Genomic DNA, 21,898 nt, shown 5'->3' with positions numbered 1-21,898 from the left:
GAGATACCAGCCATGACCGCAGAAATACCGGCCAAACTGACAAATTTACCGGCCAAGGAGATACTAATCCATGAAGTAAGCTGCACAAAAAAAGCCAGAAGAGCATACACTCTTCTGGCTTTCGCTTTTCTATTAACGTACACCCTTCATATATCCTTGAATCTTAGGACTCAACATGAATAGGATAATGGATAGCAAGATCGCTGCTGCACCAATTACACCGAAATAAGTCATTTCTGTTTCTGGTGAATAGAACTTAACAATCTGTGCATTGATTGCCTGAGCGGCCGCGTTAGATAGGAACCAAAGGCTCATCGTTTGCGCGGAGAAAGCAGCAGGCGCTAGTTTTGTAGTGGCTGAAAGTCCGACTGGAGATAAGCAAAGCTCACCAAGAACAACAATAAAGTAGCTAAGAACCAGCCATAATGGACTTACAAGAGAATCTGTTCCGCCAAGGTATGCCGGCAGCAGAATCACAAGGAAAGATAAACCGGCGAATAATAGACCCAGGGAGAACTTCTGGGGCACTGAAGGCTGGCGGTCGCCAAGCTTCACCCATAGCCAGGCAAATACTGGCGCAAAGAAAATGATGAACAATGGGTTAAGAGACTGGAACCATGCCGGTGAAATATCAAGTCCCATAAAGTCAAGCTGGGTACGCTTGTCGGCATAATTCGCAAGAATCGTTGAACCCTGCTCCTGTATAGCCCAGAACATAACAGATGCAATGAACAATGGAATATAAGCAATAATGCGTGAGCGTTCCACTTCTGTTGTTTTCGGGCTGCGATACATCACAGTAAAGTAAATGATCGGAAGACCAATACCAAGAACACCAACAAGGGCAATAAACGAATCAAATGTTAAAAGACCAGTTGGGATGCCGACTGCCACTAAAATGGCAACAACAGCAGCACCAAGGCCAATTCTTGTATAAACCTTACTTTTTTCATTTGCTGATAATGGATTAGATACATAAGTTCCTGCTAATCCAAGGTTTTTCTTTTTCGTAAAAACAAACACTAGTAAGCCAAAGAACATACCAACGGCAGCGATAGCGAATCCCAGGTGGAAATTATAATCCATTCCAACTGTTCCGACAATTAAAGGCGCAAGGAATCCGCCAAGGTTGATACCCATATAGAAAATACTGAAACCGGCATCACGGCGGTTATCTTCAGGGCTGTAAATATCCCCAACCACACTTGATACATTTGGCTTCAATAATCCAGTACCTAATACAATCAGCACCATGGAAACAAAGAACATAGCCAGGCTGCCAGGAATAGAAAGGGCAATATGGCCGAGCATGATTAAAATTCCGCCATAGAATACAGCTCTGGAGGTTCCGAGCAATCTGTCGGCCATCCATCCGCCGATGATTCCTGACATATACACCAAAGATCCATAAATGGACATGATTGCTAAAGCTGTCGGCTCATCCAGGCCTAAACCGCCTTTTGAAACTTCATAATACATATAGAATACAAGGATCGCTCTCATTCCATAATAAGAAAAGCGCTCCCAAAATTCAGTGAAGAAAAGTGTGAACAAGCCTTTAGGATGTCCAAAGAAACCTTTTTGAGGCACACTTTCAACAATTTTCTGCCTATTAAAATCTGACATGTTTCATCCTCCTTTTAGCTATTCTATAATATCTTTCATAGTTCCTAATTGTCAAAAAAAATTTTATGTAACGATGGTTATTATTGACTTTTTAGGCTGAATAAATAGATTTTTCCTGACATTTAAACAAAAGAACATTTTTTCAGAATAATGAAATTATTGAAACTTATCTGAATAACAAAGGTGTTATTCCCATAAAAAAAGCCGCTCAAACCGGCGGCGGCTGCAAATATTCTTATGCGTTTGAAAGTACTACTTCTTTAGGACTATGCCGATGAATTGATTCTTCCCTGCAGGATAGCCTGTTTTTTCCCATGTCCTTGGACTGCAGAAGGAGCTGGTCTGCGTAAACATAAGCTTTTTCGATAGAAAGGAGCTCGTTCACTTTATAATAAAAAAGTCCAAAGGATGCCGTGTAGGAAAGCGAAATGGGCTGCTCTTTAAAATCGGCATGAAACGTGCTGTTTTCAATGCCTTTGCGTATTTTCTGAGTTAAATTTACGCATTCTTCATATGACTTGAATCTCATGATTATTGTAAATTCCTCTCCGCCGCTTCTGAACAAGTAATCATCTTTGGAGAGATAGCTCTTCAATGAATCAGCAAAGTGCCTGATTGCCTGATCGCCCACGGCGTGGTTATAGCTGTCATTTATCCTTTTGAACTTGTCGATATCTGCCACTACAATCCCGATGTATTCCATCGAATGATTAAGTTCCGTCATTTTTTTATCCATATAGGCACGGTTAAAAACACCAGTAAGGAAATCGGTATAAGCCATCTGTTCAAATTTGTCGCGTTCGAGTTTATTCTGCAGCATCTGTGATTTCGACAGAAAGGAACGGCTGACAAGATAATTAAGTATAAACAGACTTATAAGCATCTCCCATTTTCCTTCATTAAGAAATAACAGCAAAAGACCATTAGTAAAGGCAATCTTCCCCATATCCAGTACGCTTCTTGTTTTGATAAAATCAATCGCTTCCTGCTTTGATTTAATGTCTCCTGTCAGTTTAAACACGGTAATCAGGAAAATGTCTGAAAGCATGGATGTTACGGTAATGAGCATCAGCATCACTATCCAAAAGCCGAATGCCGCATCCTGAAAGAGGGGATACAGCAGATTGAATAAATAGAACGCGATAGAGTTGCTCATCACAAAGGAGCCAATGTTATAAAACGTATGGAAAAATTCATCAGGATCATCTGTTTTTGTTTGTTTCTTATAAAAATAAACGCTAAAACGATAGATGACTTCAAATATTAATAAACCTAGAGGCCCTGTGAAAAGCCCAATGGAGAGACTGTAATTAATTCCATAATCAATGGACGTATTCCCGTTTCTGCTGATAATCCGCAAATGGTGATACAAGCAGGAAAACAGCAAGTATATGAAGAGTGCTTGTATATATGAAGAGCTCTCGACGATGATCCCGTCCGAGATCAATGCTGTGAAAAGTGAAACAATAAAAAGCGAAACCATAAATATTCTGGAGCCTTGCATCTTTCTGTACTCCTTTGCCTTGTTATACCTCTATTTTAAAGGAACTTTTTTCTAGAAAGTAGACAAATTTAATATATTTTCTAAATTTTTTAATATTATTTATTTCACTTCATTTTTGCTAGAGACAAACAGGATATTACTTTATCTCTTAACCTATCAAATTTCATGAAAAACACCAAATGAATTTGATTGTAAACAAAAATGAATACATGTATGCAAATTTGTTTACGAATGTATTCAAAAATGTAAACAAGTATACAAATAAGTGTACATGTTGGTATATAAGGATGTGTGCGATAATGTTTACATGTATACGGAAAGTGTATACAATGTAGGTATAAGTTTACAATTTGTTTACGTCTTTACGCTTTGATTACTTTTTATTTCCTTACATTGATTAATCTCTCAATCTGAATTACTCTTAAAACAACAGCTCTATATTATGGAGAATGAAAGGATTGAATGATTTGACGAATTCAAGAATTGCAGCAGTTGACGTAGGAAACGATTCTATTAAAGCAATCTTTGGAAAACTGGATTCAGAATTAAATATACCGAATGTGATTGCGAGAGATGTTGAGGACCGACCTGTTATCGGGATTGAAGAACTTGACAGCAAAAATCCGCTTGAAGGCATACATATCAGAGTCCACTCCCCTGCCCTGAAAGAAAACAATGCGATTTATCGTGTGGGACACCTGGCAACCAAAAGCGATAACGCTACTGAATTGGATCCAGGCAGCAGCAAATCCGAAGAAGACCAGACATTAGTCATGCTATTCTCTGCTTTGGCATTGGATGCTATGCAGAAAGACGGCTCCACAGGCTTTAAAAAGTCCGGGAATGTAATTGATGCCAACTACACACTGGGAACAGGACTTCCTCTCCGTGAAGTAAAGGAAGGCAAGGATGCGGGCTACCGTTCCAAATTGCTGGGCTCTGTCCATCAGGTTGAGTTCCTTGTGACTCCGAAATACCAGGGGCAAAAAGTAAATATCAAGTTTGATGAAGTGAAGGTCTATCCTGAAGGATTTGCTGCTTATATCAACCTTGTAATGGATAACAACTTAAACATCATTAATAAAGATTTAATTGATAAGCGTATTTTAATCCAGGATATTGGCGGATTATCAACGGATATTGCTGTCATTAAAAACCGCAATGTTGATGATGATAAAGCGCAGGGTTTCAACCTTGGGGTATCTGAAGCTCTAGAATCCATCCGTGAGGAGATTCGTTCGAAACATGGCGTTGAGCTCGACAGCCGCAGGGATGTCGTCGAAATCATCACGAAAAAGAATGATCGCAATCATATTATGGTAAAAGGAAGCCGGACAAGCGTACATGATATTACAGACCGAATTCTGCTAGATCTGGCTAAGAAGCAGTACCGCCTTCTCCGCAATGTTTGGCAGAAAAACTCCCAGACGGAAATCTGCTACTTTGTCGGCGGCGGATCTATTGTTCTAAAAGATTATCTGAAAACATTAAATAACAATCTGGATGGCTATAACATTGACTTCTTCGAGGATGAAAAAGAAAGCATCTGGATGATGGCCAATGCTTATTACAAGCTGATATCAGATTTTTCTAGAAGAACAACGAATAAAGATAAGGCAGACCAGGATAAAAAACCTGTTAAAGCCAACTAGGGTGATTTTTCATGAGTAAAGCTTCCTCTTCTGAAATTAAGAGAGGACAATCCGTATCCTTTCGGGTGCCATCTGACACACCTGATCATATTTTGAAGCATCTGCAAAAGCTCAAGGAAACCGAAAAAAGGAATTTTTCGAGTAAAATTGCAGAGTTTGTGATGCAGGGAGTCAGCAGCTCTCAATCAAAAGACCGGGAAACCATTACCATTCCCCTTCCCAAGGGGTTAAGCAAAATCCAGCGCGACTGGCTAAAGCATGAGCACTCAGAAGCATTGCTCGGCAGCATCCTTTACCAGCTGATTACGGATCCCGTGCGGGCAACATCTCTGCTGGCTTCTTTGAACAGCCGATCTTCTGATATTGATGAAGCTCTTTATCTGCAGGAGGAGCCGGGACATTCAGTGGGTCAGTATGATTCGGCAGCTGCAGCTTTAGAAGAAGACGATCTTTCTGAAGCTGATATGACCGATATTGAAGATGATTTGCTTGACTTTGATTGGGAAAAAGCCAAACAGGAAGAGCAAGAAAATGCAGAAGGTGAAACTGAAGAGGAAAGTGAAGAAGACCTGGATACTCTTCTTGGCGGCTTTCTTGCACATATGAATAAATGAGATTGGGGAGAGTTTCAGTGATGAAACTCTCCTTTTTTGTATTTAGAAAAGGGTTTTCTGGGTAATTTACATCTATAGCGTATCTTGGAACGAAAAGGAGGAATTTCAATTGAATTATGATTGCCTGATTGTTGGAGGAGGAATGGCGGGACTGCAGGCTGCCATTCAGCTGGGGAGATATAAACATAAGGTGCTGGTGCTTGATTCCAATGATGGGCGCTCCACGATATGCAAAAGCTATCATAATATCTTAGGCTATCCGGATGGCGTGAGCGGCCCTGAACTCCGGGAAATTGGAAAACAGCACGCAGAAAGCCTTGGAGTGGAGTTTATTTATGAAAAAGTGGAAAGGGCAGAAAAAAGAGATGGAGGATTTGAGGTTTCATCCCAAAAAGGCAATAAATATATGGGCAAACGAATTTTACTTGCAACTGGTATTATGGACCGGATACCGCCCTTCCCCGAATTAATGCCTTGTCTCGGCATTTCTGTCTATGTCTGTCCTGACTGCGACGGATATGAGGTGAAAGATAAACGCACCATTGTGCTCGGCTCTGGAAATGCCGGCGCCAATATGGCATTAACATTGTCTTATTGGACAAATGATCTTGTTTTTATCAACCATGAAAAAAAGCCGGCAGATCAGAAATTATTGGGGAAATTAAAAGAAAAAAAGATTGAATACCTTGAAGAATCTATATGTAAGGTACTCGCAGAGGACGAAAAATTCAGCGGTGTACAGCTTGAAAACGGTAAAAAAATCACAGGTGATAGAGGTTTTATCGCCTTTGGAGGAAACGAAGTAAAATCCGACCTGGCGAAGCAGCTCGGAGCAGAGCTCCTTGAAAATAAGCATATCCTGACAGATCCCCGCTCAAAAATGACAAGTGTCAAAAATGTTTGGGCAGCAGGCGATGTGGCAGCCCATTCGGAACAAGTGACCATCGCAATGGGGGAGGGTTCTCAGGCTGCCATTTGGATTCATAAATCGCTGATGCAGGACAAAAATTAACCTGAATTGGTTTGAATATAAAATTTAATGGGTAAATATTTGGTTTATTTCTGTACTCTTTTCTCATATAATAGCCTATAAGCTATTAAATAGAGAAAGGTGTATGCATTGAAGAAAGAAAGCTTGGATCTAGTTGTTCGGGAGTTACTGGAGAGATCGGGGAGTCTGGCAGAGATTAAATTAGAGAGTCATTTTCCGGGAAATCGTATAGCTGGCGGAAAGTACAGCATGGGAACACATACCGTAACGCTTTATAAGGAAGAGATTATGAGACAATGCCAGCAGCTCTTTTCTTCTGCTGATCGCTTTTTGGATTATTTCACTGTTGTGTTTGCTCATGAGCTTGGTCATGCTGAAGATACAGAGCTGGAGGAATTGGCCAATTATCTTGATTCCTGCATAACAGAGCAGGAACGATGCCTTACAGCATTAAAAATTGAAGAGAATGCATGGGGATTTGCAGAAAAACTGCTTCCGGATATGGATAAAGCCTTCATGCAGAAAATCATCTATCATTCGTTAAAACCATACCGGGATCAGCTTCAAGTGGAGCCAGCCTGACAATATAGGAGAAGCCGCAGTCCAAAATGCTGCGGCTTCTAAATGTAGTTAGTGGGATTTTGTCATGAAAAAGGGTATTGAAAAATCCAATTGTAAGCGTTACACTTACTGTAGTAGTATGCAAATGCTAAATAGCAGGCAGCTTTTTTTTATACCGCTTAATGCAAACGTTTGCGCACCACGATGATTGAAAAAGAAATTTATATAAATTGAGGGTGTTAATATGAAGAAGGTTTGGTGGAAAGAAGCCGTAGGATATCAAATTTATCCGCGCAGTTTCCAGGATTCAAACGGAGATGGAATTGGCGATCTTCAGGGAATCATTCAGCGGCTTGATTATATTAAAGGGCTGGGGATCGATGTCGTCTGGATTTGCCCAATGTACAAGTCCCCTAATGACGATAATGGCTATGATATTTCAGATTACCAGGATATCATGGAAGATTTCGGCTCCATGGAGGATTTCAATCAGCTGATGGATGAAGTCCATAAGCGCGATATGAAGCTGATTCTTGATCTTGTCTTGAACCATACAAGTGACGAACATCAATGGTTCATCGAATCCCGTTCATCCAAGGAGAACCCCAAGAGGGACTGGTACATTTGGAGAGACGGAAAGAATGGCAAGGAACCGAATAACTGGGAAAGCATTTTCGGCGGGCCGGCATGGGAATATGATGAGAAAACTGAACAGTATTTCCTGCACGTTTTTTCTACCAAGCAGCCTGATTTAAACTGGGAAAACAAAGAAGTCCGTGATGCTTTATATGATACGGTGAACTGGTGGCTGGATAAGGGAATCGACGGTTTCCGGATTGATGCCATCAGCCATATCAAAAAGCGTGCCGGCCTGCCTGATATGCCGAACCCGAAGAAACAAAAGTATGTTTCCTCTTTCGATATGCATATGAACCAGGAAGGCATTCACGAGTTTTTAAAGGAATTTAAAGATCGCACATATGCGAACTATGATGTGATGACAGTGGGCGAAGCAAACGGTGTTACCGTGGATGAAGCCAATCTTTGGGTCGGTGAGGAACAGGGTAAAATGGATATGATTTTTCAATTTGAACACCTTGGCCTTTGGGATGCAGAAACTAATCCTGAGGTTGATATTGTCGAACTGAAAAAAGTTCTTACCCGCTGGCAGAAAGGCCTGGAAGCGGATGGCTGGAACGCTTTATTTATCGAAAATCATGATAAGCCTCGTGTCGTTTCAACATGGGGAAATGATGAGGAATACTGGCACCAGAGCGCGACATCCATGGGTGCCATGTACTTCCTGATGCAGGGAACGCCATTTATTTATCAGGGACAGGAAATCGGCATGACCAATGTCCAATTCCCATCCATTGACGATTATGATGACGTAGCCGTGAAAAACCTGTACCGCCTAAAAAAAGAGGAAGGCATGTCCCATCAGGAAATCATGGATATTATCTGGGCCTCTTCCCGCGATAACAGCCGTACGCCTATGCAGTGGTCATCCAGGGACAACGCAGGATTCTCAACAGGACAGCCATGGATGAAGGTCAACCCGAACTATAAGGAAATCAATGTGGAAGTCCAATCGCAGGACCAGGAATCCATCCTTTCTTTCTATAAAAGAATGATTCGATTGAAAAAAGAAAATGAAGTCTTCACCTATGGCCAATACGATCTGCTTCTTGAAAAAGATAAGCAAATCTATGCCTATACCCGCACATCAGGTGATGACAAGGTAGTCGTCATTACGAATCTTTCAACAGAGGAAGCATCTTTTGAAGCCGAATTTAAGCTTTCTAATGATCAGCTTTTATTGAATAACTATCCGGTTAAAACGCATGAAGATACGGACTCAATTACGCTTAAGCCTTATGAAGCCCGTGTTTATCGATTGAAATAAGCTTTGTTGGCAGGATTCCTTTTAGGGGTCCTGTTTTTTAATATGTCTGATCCTTTTTGAAATCATCCTAAAATGCTAAAATGAGAAAAATAACCAATGGAGGCGCAGGCAATGGCAAAGAGTAAAACAAATGCGATGCGTATGCTGGATGCTCAGAAAGTGGATTACGAACTGATTACATATGACAACCAGGACGGCAAAATCGATGGGGTTTCGGTTGCAGCGAAGATTGAAAAAGACCCTGAAGCTGTCTATAAAACTTTAGTTGCTCAAGGCCACAGCAAGCAGGTCTATGTTTTTATCATTCCTGTGGCAGAAGAGCTTGATTTGAAAAAAGCCGCTAAAGCAGCCGGCGAAAAGAAAGTGGAAATGATTCCGGTCAAAGATATCCAGAAGCTGACCGGCTATATCCGCGGCGGCTGCTCCCCGGTCGGAATGAAAAAGCAGTATCCCTCTTTCGTTGATGCAAAGGCAGCGGAACTAGATCTGATAATTGTCAGCGGAGGCAAAATTGGCATGCAGATGGAGCTCAAAGCGGAAGAATTGCAGAAGGCAATCGGAGCTAAACTTGCGGATTTAATTAAATAATTTAAGTAGAGTGCTGAATCACCATGATTCGGCATTCTTTTTTAAGAAAAAAGTATAAAATTTTGAGCGTCGATATTTGTCTAGCTCCAGCGCCTACCCCCTCGAGGTCACAAGCCAATCCTCCCATAAAGGCAAAGAACGCCTTTCCGTGAGGCTCGTCTTGTGCTTGTCGGGGGTGGGCAAGGCGCCTCCACTTTTCTAAATAGGCTTTCACCCATTCTGCTCCCTTTGCATACTGTAAGGTGAAAATGCATTTCGAAAGGAAGTGTGAGAGTGGCTGGGAAAATATTAAAATACTTCGCCGGCGGGAATACGGCCCGGGGGTTCCACAATTTATTCGAGTCGAACCTGCAGGGACTTGATCGCTTATTCATTTTAAAGGGCGGCCCAGGTACAGGCAAATCATCCCTGATGAAAGCAATCGGAGCGGAACTGTCCGAAAAGGGCTATGACCTTGAATACATTTATTGCTCTTCTGACAGTCAATCAATCGATGGCGTAATCATTCCTTCTTTAAAGGCAGGCATTGTCGACGGAACAGCGCCGCATGTGATTGAGCCGAAAGCACCCGGTGCGGTTGAGGAATATATTAATCTCGGAGAGGCTTGGGATTCAAGGGCGTTGGCTGCGAAAAGAGAAGAAATCACTTTACTGTCTGGTCAGATCAGCAATTCCTTTGCAGCGGCCTATGACACATTTGCCGAAGCACTGAGAATACATGATGAATGGGAAACGATCTATATAGAAAATATGAATTTCCAGAAGGCGGATGAATTGACGAAGAAGCTGATCTCCTCTTTCTATGGAAATACAAAATTGAATAAGACCCCATCTGTGAAACATCGTTATTTAGGGGCAGCAACTCCGATTGGAGCGGTGGATTTTGTGCCGAATCTGACGGAGGATATTCAAAAAAGGTACTTCATTAAAGGGCGTCCGGGTTCCGGCAAGTCAACGATGCTTAAGAAGCTGGCAGCAGAAGCTGAAAGCCGCGGATTTGATATTGAAATCTATCATTGCGGGTTTGATCCGCACAGCTTGGATATGATCATCGTTCGCGAGCTGGGCCTCGCTATTTTTGACAGCACAGCACCGCATGAATATTTTCCGGATCGTGATGGGGATGAAATCGTCGACATGTATGAAATTACGATCAATTCAGGCACAGATGAAATTTACGCTGAACAGCTAAAGGATATCAGCACCCGTTATAAAAATAAAATGACCGAAGCCATATCCTATCTGGCACGGGCAAAAACCCAACGGGACACGCTGGAAAACATCTATGTAAGCTCCATGGACTTTACAGTGGTTGATCGGATCAAAGAGAAGGTCCGTTGTGAGCTGCTGCTGATTTCAGAGAAAGTTTCAATAAGGGAATAGAAGGGAGACCACACACAATGGATTATACAAATTATCCGTTTTATCCATATATGTATGACCAGAATGAACATGGACGCATTTTTCCTGGCGGAGGATCAGGCGGAGGATTCAGCATTCCAGGATTTCCAGGCGGAGGGTTTAATATTCCGGGATTCCCGCCAGGACCGCCTCCAGGAGGCGGCGGAGGATTTGGACCTCCAGGAGGCGGCGGCCCCGGAGGGCAGGATGGGCCGCCATCAGGGCCGCCGCCAGGCTTCACACCACAGATGCAGCAGGTAAGCACGTTTGCGGTTGATCCTGGTGCTATAAGAGGCTGCTTATTCCGCAATACGTTTGTATGGCTGCAAAATGGAAACAGCTTCTGGTTCTATCCGACCTTTGTCGGCAGAACGTCTGTAGCCGGCTGGCGCTGGAGAAACTGGCGCTGGACGTATTATGGAACAGACTTGAGAAGAATTCGTTCTTTCCAATGTTTTTAAATATAAATAAAAAGAGGTATCCCGATGAAGGATACCTCTTTTATCTGTGGGTCAGCGCTATTTACCCGGATTTAGCCAAATGCAGCTTTGCTTGTTAATCGGCCAGAACATATCAGCTTTCAGCATTGGCATGATAAAAAGCCTTTTAAAAAAGAATATGAGCAGCCAGCACAATCACCGGCAGGGTAATCAGTGTTCTTTGTATAAAGATAATGATCAGGTCCCATAAGGTTACAGGTATTTTAGAGCCAAGCAGAAGTCCGCCCACCTCTGACATATAAATCAGCTGGGTAACAGATACGGCAGCCACAACAAATCGTGTCATTTCGCTTTCGATGCTTGCCCCGATAACGGATGGCAGGAACATATCGGCAAATCCGACAACAAGTGTCTCTGAAGCGGCTTTTGCTTCCGGCACCTGCATCAATTCAAGCAATGGAATGAACGGCATTCCCAGATAGGTGAAAACAGGGGTATATTCAGCAATAATCAAAGCCAATGTTCCCAATGCCATGACAATTGGGGCTACACCCATCCACATATCCAGAATGTTTTTCGCGCCATCCTGAAAGAAGGATTTCAAGCTCATATTTGTGCTTGCTTTAGCAACACCCTGCTGCAGTCCCCAGCTTGCTGGTGTGTGTCCTTCAGGGATGCTTTCATCAAGTTCGGATTCCTGGCCGTTATAATACGTATCAGGCTTTCTGGACAGGGGCCAGATTCTAGGGCTGATAATGGCACAAATGAATCCCGCTGCTGTAATGGTCAGGTAAAAAGGCACAAACATATGCCCAAGATTCACCTGTGAAATAACGACAAGGCTGAAGGTAATGGATACGACGGAAAACGTTGTGCCAATTATGGCCGCTTCCCTTTTCGTATAATAGCCTTCTTCATACTGCTTGCTGGTTAGAAGAACACCAATGGTGCCGTCGCCAAGCCAGGATGCCACACAGTCAATTGATGACCTTCCAGGAAGCTTAAATACCGGACGCATAATCTTCGTTAAAAGCGCTCCAAAGAACTCAAGCAATCCGAAGTTCAATAGCAAAGGCAGGAACAGCCCTGCAAATAAAAAGACCGAAAACAGGATCGGCAGAAGGTCATTTAGGAGAAGTCCGCCTGTGTTTTCAGACCAGATCTGTTCAGGACCGATTTGAAAAAGGGTAATAACCGCAAAAACAGCGCCTATAAATCTCGCTGCTGCCCAGATGTAGGGAACGTCAAATAAGTTTTTGAAAAAAGGGCTTTTTTCGATAAAAGCAGGCTTAGCGAATTTGGCCAGCAATGTACCCAAAAGAGTGATGGCAATAATAAAGGTCATAATTTCAGGAAGATAGTCTGCCAGCAGGTCTTGAATCCAGCCTGAAAAAATGGCGATGGGGATCGTAATATCCCCCTGATATTTGATTGGAACCATAAATAAGCTGATTCCAATTAAAGAAGGTATGAGAAATTTTATTAGATCTGAAGAAGAATGCTTCTTTCTGGATGCATTAATCAATATCATTCACCTTTTTCTTATATTTATAAACCAAATGTTATTTTAATTCATAACCCCTGAAAAAGCCAACCCTTTCTCTTAAATTCCACTGTTTCCCTTCTTTTTAAACTTCTAAAACAAACATATTTTTAAGCTCCCATATTATGTTAAAATATGAAATAATCAAAAAAATCAAAAAGCGGGTGTTCGGATGTTCAGGTTTCGGTTATATTGGACCTTCACAAAGAAGGCCTTTCTTCGATCAGCTGTTTATCGATTTGATGTATGGTCGCGGCTTGGCTCAAATCTTATTTTTCTGCTGATGTGGGGTTCGATTTGGACTGCTTTATTTGCCGGGAGGGAAGAAGCTGGCGGTGTCAGCTTTGAGTCCATGCTGACATATATTGTAGTCAGCCAATTTTTATCTGGAGTAAATGGGGCGGGCACCCCGCTGTGGGAAATCCAGGAGAAGGTCCGGACAGGAGATATTTCCCTGAAATTAATGAGGCCGTTTGATGTGCCGCTCCGTTATCTTTTTGCCGATTTTGGCAGTGTGGCCTTTTACATACTGACAGCGCTGCTCCCTTTATATACAGTCATGTTCATTTTTATGGATTTGACATTGCCCTCTAGCTGGGAGACTTGGGCTTTGTTCATTGTATCCGCTTTTACTGGATTCCTGATTCGCTATTGCATTGAAATGTCTTTTGGGCTGCTTTCCTTTTTTCTCGTTGAAACAGGCGGGATTGTTGATGTCTTTTACTTTGCCATGTCCCTTCTTTCAGGATCAGTCATTCCGCTGTGGTTTTTTCCGGGCTGGCTGGAAAGGATGGCGCTTTACTTGCCGTTTCAGGGGATCTATTACATACCAAATGCGGTTTTCATAGGCAGAATCTCTGGAATTGAGATCCTGCTTTCCCTGAGTGTCCAATTATTTTGGGCTGCCGCCAGTTATCTGCTTTTAAGGTTTGTCTGGAAATGCGCATCCCAAAAAGTAGTGGTGCAGGGGGGATAGAGTGTGAGTGTTTTAAAATATTTGGATTTGTATTTCAAGCTCATCTCCGCAGGTGTTAGGGCCCAGCTGCAGTACCGGTTTGCCTTTGTCATGAGGATTGTCGGGCTGATCACATCTTATACAGGCACTGCTGTCACAATGTGGATCATGCTTTATCAGTTTCAGGAACTGGGCTCATGGACCTTTTACGAGATGCTGTTTCTATTTGCTGTCGCTGTTTTATCGTGGGGATTCTGCATCATTCTCTTTTTTCATTTCAGGGGTTTGGACACCTACATTTTAAATGGCACGTTTGACCGCTTCCTTGTCAGGCCGATCAATCCATTTTTTCATTTCATGGCGATGAAGTTTGACGTCGCTTCTTTTGGACAGTTCATCTTCAGCATCGGCATTTTTATTTGGGTCAGCTTTGAGCTGCATCTGGATTGGACCTTCGGGAAAAGTTTGTTTCTGCTGTTATCCGTGGTTGGGGGAATCCTCATCCAGGGAGGTCTGCTAGTCATGATATCTGCCCTCGCTTTCTGGACGACAAAATCGGAGCAATTTTACTGGGTGGCCATGTATCCGGCCCGAAATCTAACCAATTATCCTCTGGTCATTTATCCGAAAGCAGTCCAATGGTTTACCGCTTTTGTCGTTCCATTCGGTTTTGTGAATTATTTTCCCGCGGCTGTGCTCCTGGAAAAGGAAACGCCCTTTTTTCCTGAGAATATGGGGTATTTTTCGCCGCTTGTCGGCATCATCTTTTTTGCCATAGCCTATTATATTTGGATGCTCGGTTTAAAGAGATATAAGAGTACAGGTTCATGACATAGTTTAGGAGGGCTGGAATTGCCGATTATAGAGGTTGAACATTTAATGAAGGACTTTATGATTGCCAAGAGGGAGACGGGCTTTCTTGGCGCTGTGAAGAGCCTGGTGAAAAGAGAACATATTAAAAAGGAAGCAGTAAAGGATATCAGCTTTTCGATCGGAGAAGGGGAAATGGTCGGCTATATCGGACCGAATGGCGCCGGAAAATCCACCACCATCAAAATGCTGACAGGCATTCTTGTCCCAAGCTCAGGAAGTGTGACGGTAAATGGCATCATTCCCTATGAAAACAGGCAGGAAAATGCCAAGAATATCGGAGTGGTATTCGGCCAGAGAACACAGCTTTGGTGGGATCTTCATACCATCGAATCGTTTGAGCTGCTGAAGGAAATCTATCAGGTTTCGGGTAAACGGTATAAGGAAAACATGGACACCTTTACAGAGATATTGGGGCTGGATGAATTCCTGAATACACCGGTCCGCCAGCTGTCGCTTGGACAAAGGATGAGGGCTGATATTGCCGCATCCCTGCTGCATGACCCGCCGATCCTATTTCTGGATGAACCGACGATTGGCCTGGATGTCATCGCCAAGGAGAAGATGAGGACTTTTATTAAAGGGATTAATAATGAGCGCAAAATCACCGTCATTTTAACCACACATGATATGGAGGATATTGAAAAACTCTGTGAGCGGATGATTCTCATTGACCATGGGCAAAAGGTTTACGACGGGGAAATCGCAGTGGTAAAAGAGCGTTTTGGAAAAACGAGGACACTCATCGTTGACCTGGAGGAATCATCTCACAGCCTCCAGCTTAAGGGCGGTGAGGTGTTTAAAGAAGAAGCAAGCCGCTTCTGGATCCGATTTAACCGGGATGAAGTGTCCGCTTCGGAATTAATTTCCCAAATTACCGAAACACATAATATCAAAGATTTAACCGTGGAAGAGCCTGCAATTGAATCCATCATCAGCCGCATTTATCAGGAGGGCTATCAGGAACTGACTGAAACGGTCAAAATATAAGTGCGGTTCCGGGAAAAATAGGCTCGGTTAATATATCAATATTTTCTGAAAAATTGATATACTATAGAGAGGTGATCAAATTGATTCTATATCTGCTGGGCTTTTGTGCAGTTTTGCTGGGAGCGGGAGTGTTTGTGGACTGGTGGCATAAAAAGCATGGAATTGATGATTTTAACCCTGAGGAAAATGAGAAGCATGTATCTGAGTCAGAGAGAGCCTATATCGAGTCTTATATGCATAACATGAAAAATGATCATCATAATGGAATGTCATAAGAAAAGCGGAAGCGCCTTGCCCACGAAGGAACACAGGCTAAGATCGCCACGTCCTGTGGCAGCATCTGCATGACCTGCATCCTCCCGAAAGCTGCCGCTTTCGGTCGTGCGATGAAAATGCTGTCGAAGCGTTCCTTATGGAACTAAACAGTTATCTAAATTCAGGAAATACACATTATCTCATAATAGAAGAGCATGGCGGATGCCATGCTCTTTGCCTTAGAAAAATAAAAACCCTATAGAAATAATCGCACCGCTGACCAGCAGAGTCAGGACACAGAATCCCATGATGTCCTTTGCTTTGAGGCCGGCAATGGCCAGAGCCGGCAGCGCCCAGAAAGGCTGGATTAGGTTGGTCCAGGCATCACCCCATGCCACCGCCATGGCTGTCTTAGGGATGGAAGCCCCCATTGACTGAGCCGCTTCAAGCATAATCGGAGCCTGAACAGCCCATTGGCCTCCTCCTGAAGGAACAAAGAAGTTCACAAGCCCTGCGCTTAAGAACGCGAAGAAATGGAATGTGTAATCATTTGAAATGCTGACAAACGCTTCTGACATAACTGCCGCCAGCCCTGAGGCAGTCATCATGCCCATGATTCCCGCATAAAACGGGAACTGAATAATGATTCCGCTAGCCCCTTTCACTGCATTGAGGACAGCTTCGAGAAACCTTTTAGGTGTTCCATGGAAAAGGATGCCGAGGAACAGGAATAAGAAATTTACGATATCAAGGTTCAGGTTAAACCCCTTTGTAGCGAAATAATAAAATAAGAACACAAGACCGAAAATTCCGGCAAGCAAGGAAATCAGACGGCTGTTTTCCAGGCGTTCAGCAGGTGTCATCGCCCCATTTTCAAGTGAAGCTGCCTGGATGTCTTCTTGAAGAAGAGCAGGGTCGACCACAATGGTCTCCTCTTTCGACGGCATCATAAAGCGGTTTACAAAAGGCAAAACCAATAATAGTGCGACGACAATGAAAATATTGAATCCTGCAAAGATGGTCTGATCAGTGGAAATGACGCCAATCATATCTTCGGAGAAGTGGCCCGGAGTAGCGATCGTCAGTGGAATCGAGCCGGAAATCCCCCCGTGCCAGACAACGAAGCCGGAGTAAGCGCTTGCAATCAACAGGCGATAATCCACATTTTGAACTTTCTTGGCAAGCTCTTTAGCAAATAAGGCGCCGATTACGAGGCCAAATCCCCAGTTAATTAAGCTTGCAATCATTGATACGAATGAAACAATAAGGATGGCCTGGCCGGGTGACTTGGCTAATGATGCCAGTGCACCTAACCCTTTTTTAAAGATCGTGCTGCTGGCCAGCACATGACCAGTGACTAAAACCAGCACCATCTGCATAGAAAAAGTCAGCAGGCCCCAAAAGCCATTTCCCCAATGCTGAACCATTTGGTAAGGTCCATTATCTGTGAAAATCAAACCTAATCCAAAAACAACGAAGGTTAGGATAATGACAAATAAAAATGGATCAGGCAAATACCGCTGCATGATGCGGTTAAAGAATGATACCAGTACTTTCATGATGCAACCCCCAATTTTAATTATTAACCTATTATATTTTCTGTAAAATTCATTCTATTCCTTCTTTTCTGACATAATTATTGTCTAAAATGCTTCTGCTACTTAAATTAGGAGAGTAAACATCGAAAGGAGATTGGAGATATGGACGTTAATATAGTGAAAGCTGAATGGAAAGACCGGGATATCGTAAGAAACATGTATGCTTTCTATCTGCACGATTTATCAAAATACACTGACGCAATGGTAGTAAATGAAGAAGGCACATTTGAATTTGACGCCTTTTCATTAATCTGGGACAAAGAAGGCATAGAACCTTACCTCATTAAAGCTGATGGCAAACTGGCAGGATTCCTGCTGCTTTTGCGTGCTCCCTTCTTAAAAAATGCAGATTACTGCATCAATGACTTTTTCCTGTATAACTCGTTTAGAGGGAAAAACGTGGGGCAAACTGCTATTGATCTATTGTTTACTGAATATAAGGGAACCTACTATATAGAGCAGTTAAAACGAAATGAACCTGCTGTCCGCTTTTGGAAAAAGGTGTATCGCTATTATCAGCTTGATGTTGACGAGATCTCGAGAATGGAAGATGGAGAAGAATGTGTAGGGCAGTTGGTGAAATTGGAATGATAAATTAACTGAACCCGGTGCTTTTCTGGAGTCCGAGTCTGAACCCGGAGCTATTCGGACAGAAAAAGGAGAAAATGAGGAGAGTGAGTCCGAACTCAGGGCTTCTTCGGACAGGAAAAGGAGAAAACGGAGAGAGCGAGTCCGAACCCGGCACTCGGATAGGAGAACATAACCCCCAAATTGATGCAAAAAGGAGTGTTCAGATGGATATTCGATTATTAATAAAGCTTTTTGAGGAAAATAGAGATATAGAAAAAGCAATCCCCATGCAAAGCTATCTTAAGGACCAATTTCCTTTCCTGGGAATTAAGGCACCTGAACGAAGAGCTCTTTTAAAAGAATTTTTTAATGAGACAGGCCTTCTGAAGCAGGATTTTAATCCGGATTTTGTGGAAGCCTTATGGGATCTGAAAGAGCGTGAATACCAGGCTGCCGCCCTCGACTACATCGGGAAATTCACAAGGAAACTGGACAAAAGTCATCTCTTATTAGTTGAAAAGCTGATCACAACGAAATCCTGGTGGGATACCGTCGACATGCTTGCCGCCCATGCAGTAGGCGCCATCGCGGCCAATAATCCAGAAGTGATACCCGAAAAAATAGAGGGCTGGGCAACCAGCGAAAACATGTGGCTCTGCAGGACCGCCATCCTATTTCAGCTAAAATACAAAATCCGCACAGATGAAGACTTACTATACCGCTATATTCTCCAAAACAATGACAGCAAAGAATTCTTCATCCAAAAAGCCATAGGCTGGGCGCTCAGGGAATATTCCAAAACAAATCCTGATTCAGTTAAAAGGTTTATTGAATCAAACACACTTGCCAGGCTGAGCATTAGGGAGGGGAGTAAGTATATTGATTAGATTCTTAGGTTTTGATCATATATATTAGGAGCACTGAGTAGATATCACCGGAGCACACTTGATCCCCGAAAAAGCGGGGCTCTCTCGTTCCTCCCCGAGGGTTAGCTGAGTGCCCGCAGCGGAATTCAACGGGCAGTATACATAACCCAAAAAAAGAAAGAAAGTTTTTTCCTGGGAAGTGCAATTATTTAAAATAACCCTAGGAACATGATAGAATGGCAAATAAGTTTTTCAGTAAAAATACTACAGCCAGAAGGTGAAATTATAATGATCAAATGCATTGCAAGTGATATGGACGGCACGCTTTTAACCGCCACACAGAAAGTCACGCCTGAAAATATCGAAGCCATTAAAACAGCACAGGAAAAAGGAGTCGAAGTAGTCATCGCGACTGGGCGCTCCTACTTCGAAGCAAGCTTCGTCCTCGATGAAGCTGGTATTTCCTGCCCAATTATTTGCGCCAATGGGGCAGAAGTAAGGGCTGCAGATGGAAAAGTCGTATCCTCCAATCCGCTCGAAAAGGACCTGGCTAAAAAGGCCGCCTATATCCTTGTGGAGAACAACGTTTATTTCGAGGTATACACAAACCAGGGTACATATACCATTGATGAAGACCGCGGCGTCTCCATCATTGTCGACATCTTTTTAAGCGGAAATCCTGAAGCGGATATTGATGAAGTGACAAAAGCTGCCGAAGAACGCTTTACAAAAGGGCTTGTGCGAAAAGTGAACAGCTATGACGAGCTTTTCAACAGTGACGAGCACCAAATATACAAGCTGCTGGCCTTCTCATTCGAACCGGATTTTCTCGTATCCGCCAAAGAAGACTTGCTTAAGCTTGAAGGCATGGCCGTAAGTTCATCTGGGGATGAGAACCTGGAGCTGACAAGTGTGAACGCCCAAAAGGGGATTGCGCTTGAAGCTTTTGTAAAGGAAAAAGGCATTTCACTTCTGGAAACAATGGCAATTGGCGATAATTATAATGATTTGTCTATGTTCAAACGTGCAGGAAGATCCGTTGCCATGGGAAATGCCGATGACATCATTAAAGCACAATGTGATGCGGTGACATCTGCAAATGAAGACAGCGGTGTAGCCAAGGCAATCCGGGAAGTCCTGAAGTAAAATTTCAAGGGGGAAGAAAGCTGGATGAAAAAGGTGTTTGGTGCAGGTTTGCTGGTTTTTGGTCTGCTGGCTGGATGTTACGGTACCGGCGAGAATAATAGCGGGAAACAAGTCGAGGATCAGGAGGCAAGCCTTCCTGCCGGTGAAGAGCCGGAAATACTGGCTGATGAGCTTGATATCCCCTGGTCCATTGCCAAAACAGGCGAAATCTTTTACATGACGGAAAGACAGGGCAGCATTGTAAAAGTAGAGGATGGCAAGAAAGAACGTCAAAAGGTAGAACTTGCGAAAAAACTTTCAACTGCTTCCGAAGCTGGCTTGCTTGGATTTGTGCTGGCACCTGATTTTTCACAATCAAACGAAGCATATGCCTATTACACCTATGAAAACACCTCAGGACAGTTTAATCGTATAGTGACCCTTGGGCTTCAAGATGGAACGTGGAAAGAGGAGAGGCTTTTACTCGATAAAATCCCTAGCGGGCAGTTCCACCACGGCGGCCGGCTTGAAATTGGCCCTGATGGGAAGCTGTATGCTACTGCAGGCGATGCTGCCACTGATCCTGAAATTGCTCAGGATGTGAATTCTCTGGGAGGAAAAATCCTAAGAATAAATCTCGATGGGACCGTGCCGGGGGATAATCCTTTCAGCGGATCCTATGTTTATAGTTACGGCCACCGCAATCCGCAGGGGCTGGCATGGGCTGAGGATGGGACTTTATATGAAAGTGAGCACGGCCCATCGGCCAATGATGAAATCAATAAGATCCTTCCCGGGAAAAATTACGGATGGCCCATTATAAAAGGGACCGAAAAGAAGGAAGGCATGGAATCACCGCTGTTTACCTCCGGTGATGATGAAACCTGGGCTCCGTCCGGGACGGCCTATTATAAAGGCAAGCTTTACACTGCCGCCTTAAGAGGAAGTGCCGTTCTTGAGTTTGATCTGGAAACAAAGAATGTCAGGAAAATTGTTTCTAACTTAGGAAGAATCCGGGACGTTTTTATTGAAGGGGATGTGCTATATTTTATCAGCAATAATACGGACGGACGCGGCAATCCGCTTGATAAGGATGACAAACTCTATTACATTCAGCTTTCGGAAATATAAAAAGCCTGGCAGCAGTGCCAGGCTTTAGTCTTTAGCTGAAAGTCCATGCATGATGAATTGAATGGTCAGCTCGATTTCCTTTTCATCATCCCAATCGGCTTCAGGCAATATTAAATACCTTGCGATTAAAAAGCCAAATATCGATGTAAAGGTCATTCTGACTACACTATAGGCTGGGATATCAATAATCTGGCCTTTTTTCTGATAAAATTCAGCCAAATTAACAAAGCGTTCGAATACTTTAATCGCAATATGCTCTTTAAATTGTTCCTTGAGTTCAGGGTGAAACGGAATTTCCTGAATCAGGATCCTAATAAGAGGCATATTGTTTTTCAGAAATGCTATCCGGTTTTCCATCATGGCTCTTAAAAAATCTTCAAAGCGCTCGTATTTATGATCAATTACTTTGTATAGATCCTTGATGACAAAGGGAGCAATCAGCTTCGCCATCATCGGGGAAACAATCCCCATCAGCAAATCCTTTTTTGTTTTATAGTGTCTGAAGATGGTTCCTTCGGCTACTCCTGCCTTCTTGGCGATTTCGCTTGTTGAAGTGGCTGCATAGCCTTTTTCGGAAAATGATTCAATCGCAGCCATGATAATTTTCTTCTGCTTCTCCGTAAGTCTTTCTTCTTCCTGAAATAATCCTTCTAAAATGGAATCCTGCTCTGGCATGGTTAACTCCTTTATACGTACAAAATCTATGCCTTTA

At 43.0% G+C, this 21,898-nt stretch carries 21 protein-coding genes; 16 read left to right on the top strand and 5 right to left on the bottom strand.

Annotation, left to right across the window (positions count from 1 at the left end):
* Nucleotides 1–132 precede the first annotated feature (132 nt).
* Together DFO72_RS14940 and DFO72_RS14935 are read right to left on the bottom strand one after the other, a co-directional pair.
* A complete protein-coding gene (locus DFO72_RS14940; protein ID WP_113882438.1) occupies nt 133–1,626 on the bottom strand; it encodes a peptide MFS transporter in 1,494 nt (497 codons plus the stop codon).
* Between the two features lie 235 nt (nt 1,627–1,861).
* The gene (locus DFO72_RS14935; RefSeq protein WP_113882437.1) at nt 1,862–3,130 is read right to left on the bottom strand and encodes a GGDEF domain-containing protein; all 1,269 of its coding nucleotides are present in this window, start codon (nt 3,128–3,130) and stop codon (nt 1,862–1,864) included.
* 467 nt (nt 3,131–3,597) lie between these two features.
* Here DFO72_RS14935 and DFO72_RS14930 point away from each other — a divergent pair, with 467 nt between their 5' ends.
* From DFO72_RS14930 to DFO72_RS14895, 8 genes are all read left to right on the top strand, one after another.
* Nucleotides 3,598–4,782 (top strand): ParM/StbA family protein, encoded by a 1,185-nt coding sequence (locus tag DFO72_RS14930; protein WP_113882520.1) that lies wholly within the window; start codon nt 3,598–3,600, stop codon nt 4,780–4,782.
* An 11-nt stretch (nt 4,783–4,793) separates the two neighbouring features.
* Nucleotides 4,794–5,396: a hypothetical protein gene (locus DFO72_RS14925; RefSeq protein ID WP_113882436.1), complete on the top strand. Its 603-nt coding sequence runs from the start codon at nt 4,794–4,796 to the stop codon at nt 5,394–5,396.
* A gap of 109 nt (nt 5,397–5,505) precedes the next feature.
* Nucleotides 5,506–6,408, top strand: a complete 903-nt coding sequence (locus DFO72_RS14920; protein ID WP_113882435.1) for an NAD(P)/FAD-dependent oxidoreductase — start codon at nt 5,506–5,508, stop codon at nt 6,406–6,408.
* Between the two features lie 99 nt (nt 6,409–6,507).
* Nucleotides 6,508–6,969, top strand: a complete 462-nt coding sequence (locus DFO72_RS14915; RefSeq protein WP_243856171.1) for a hypothetical protein — start codon at nt 6,508–6,510, stop codon at nt 6,967–6,969.
* Nucleotides 6,970–7,192: 223 nt separating this feature from the next.
* The gene (locus DFO72_RS14910; RefSeq protein WP_113882433.1) at nt 7,193–8,854 is read left to right on the top strand and encodes a glycoside hydrolase family 13 protein; all 1,662 of its coding nucleotides are present in this window, start codon (nt 7,193–7,195) and stop codon (nt 8,852–8,854) included.
* Between the two features lie 111 nt (nt 8,855–8,965).
* Entirely contained in the window at nt 8,966–9,442 is a 477-nt protein-coding gene (gene ybaK / locus DFO72_RS14905; RefSeq protein WP_113882432.1) for a Cys-tRNA(Pro) deacylase, read from the top strand.
* Between the two features lie 273 nt (nt 9,443–9,715).
* Nucleotides 9,716–10,825: a PRK06851 family protein gene (locus DFO72_RS14900; RefSeq protein ID WP_113882430.1), complete on the top strand. Its 1,110-nt coding sequence runs from the start codon at nt 9,716–9,718 to the stop codon at nt 10,823–10,825.
* 17 nt (nt 10,826–10,842) lie between these two features.
* On the top strand, nt 10,843–11,304 hold the full coding sequence (locus DFO72_RS14895) for a hypothetical protein (protein WP_113882429.1): 462 nt from the start codon (nt 10,843–10,845) through the stop codon (nt 11,302–11,304).
* Nucleotides 11,305–11,449: 145 nt separating this feature from the next.
* Here the strand turns inward: DFO72_RS14895 and DFO72_RS14890 are convergent, their stop codons facing one another.
* On the bottom strand, nt 11,450–12,814 hold the full coding sequence (locus DFO72_RS14890) for a YjiH family protein (protein ID WP_113882428.1): 1,365 nt from the start codon (nt 12,812–12,814) through the stop codon (nt 11,450–11,452).
* 184 nt (nt 12,815–12,998) lie between these two features.
* Between DFO72_RS14890 and DFO72_RS14885 the strand changes: the two genes are divergently transcribed.
* From DFO72_RS14885 to DFO72_RS14870, 4 genes are all read left to right on the top strand, one after another.
* Nucleotides 12,999–13,802, top strand: a complete 804-nt coding sequence (locus DFO72_RS14885; protein ID WP_113882427.1) for an ABC transporter permease — start codon at nt 12,999–13,001, stop codon at nt 13,800–13,802.
* A gap of 3 nt (nt 13,803–13,805) precedes the next feature.
* Entirely contained in the window at nt 13,806–14,612 is an 807-nt protein-coding gene (locus DFO72_RS14880) for an ABC transporter permease (RefSeq protein ID WP_113882426.1), read from the top strand.
* 21 nt (nt 14,613–14,633) lie between these two features.
* A complete protein-coding gene (locus DFO72_RS14875; RefSeq protein ID WP_113882425.1) occupies nt 14,634–15,641 on the top strand; it encodes an ABC transporter ATP-binding protein in 1,008 nt (335 codons plus the stop codon).
* Between the two features lie 80 nt (nt 15,642–15,721).
* Nucleotides 15,722–15,916 carry a hypothetical protein gene (locus DFO72_RS14870; protein ID WP_113882424.1) on the top strand — a complete coding sequence of 65 codons (195 nt, stop codon included), beginning with the start codon at nt 15,722–15,724 and terminating at the stop codon, nt 15,914–15,916.
* A gap of 219 nt (nt 15,917–16,135) precedes the next feature.
* Here the strand turns inward: DFO72_RS14870 and DFO72_RS14865 are convergent, their stop codons facing one another.
* Entirely contained in the window at nt 16,136–17,455 is a 1,320-nt protein-coding gene (locus DFO72_RS14865; protein ID WP_113882423.1) for a short-chain fatty acid transporter, read from the bottom strand.
* Between the two features lie 141 nt (nt 17,456–17,596).
* Here DFO72_RS14865 and DFO72_RS14860 point away from each other — a divergent pair, with 141 nt between their 5' ends.
* The 4 genes from DFO72_RS14860 to DFO72_RS14845 all read left to right on the top strand — a co-directional run bounded on the left by DFO72_RS14860 (nt 17,597) and on the right by DFO72_RS14845 (nt 21,186).
* Nucleotides 17,597–18,085, top strand: coding sequence for a GNAT family N-acetyltransferase (locus DFO72_RS14860; RefSeq protein ID WP_113882422.1), 489 nt, complete (start codon nt 17,597–17,599; stop codon nt 18,083–18,085).
* A 203-nt stretch (nt 18,086–18,288) separates the two neighbouring features.
* Nucleotides 18,289–18,951: a DNA alkylation repair protein gene (locus DFO72_RS14855; protein ID WP_113882519.1), complete on the top strand. Its 663-nt coding sequence runs from the start codon at nt 18,289–18,291 to the stop codon at nt 18,949–18,951.
* 267 nt (nt 18,952–19,218) lie between these two features.
* The gene (locus DFO72_RS14850) at nt 19,219–20,076 is read left to right on the top strand and encodes an HAD family hydrolase (protein WP_113882421.1); all 858 of its coding nucleotides are present in this window, start codon (nt 19,219–19,221) and stop codon (nt 20,074–20,076) included.
* A gap of 24 nt (nt 20,077–20,100) precedes the next feature.
* Complete coding sequence (locus DFO72_RS14845) at nt 20,101–21,186, top strand: PQQ-dependent sugar dehydrogenase (protein ID WP_113882420.1); 1,086 nt, start codon at nt 20,101–20,103, stop codon at nt 21,184–21,186.
* Nucleotides 21,187–21,210: 24 nt separating this feature from the next.
* Here the strand turns inward: DFO72_RS14845 and DFO72_RS14840 are convergent, their stop codons facing one another.
* Nucleotides 21,211–21,861, bottom strand: coding sequence for a TetR/AcrR family transcriptional regulator (locus tag DFO72_RS14840; protein WP_113882419.1), 651 nt, complete (start codon nt 21,859–21,861; stop codon nt 21,211–21,213).
* Between the last annotated feature and the right edge of the window lie 37 nt (nt 21,862–21,898).

This window comes from Cytobacillus oceanisediminis, from assembly GCF_004366035.1.
GTDB classification, from domain to species: domain Bacteria; phylum Bacillota; class Bacilli; order Bacillales; family Cytobacillaceae; genus Cytobacillus; species Cytobacillus oceanisediminis_C.
Note: the sequence above shows the minus strand (reverse complement) of the source record. Positions and strands in the feature narration are given on the sequence as shown.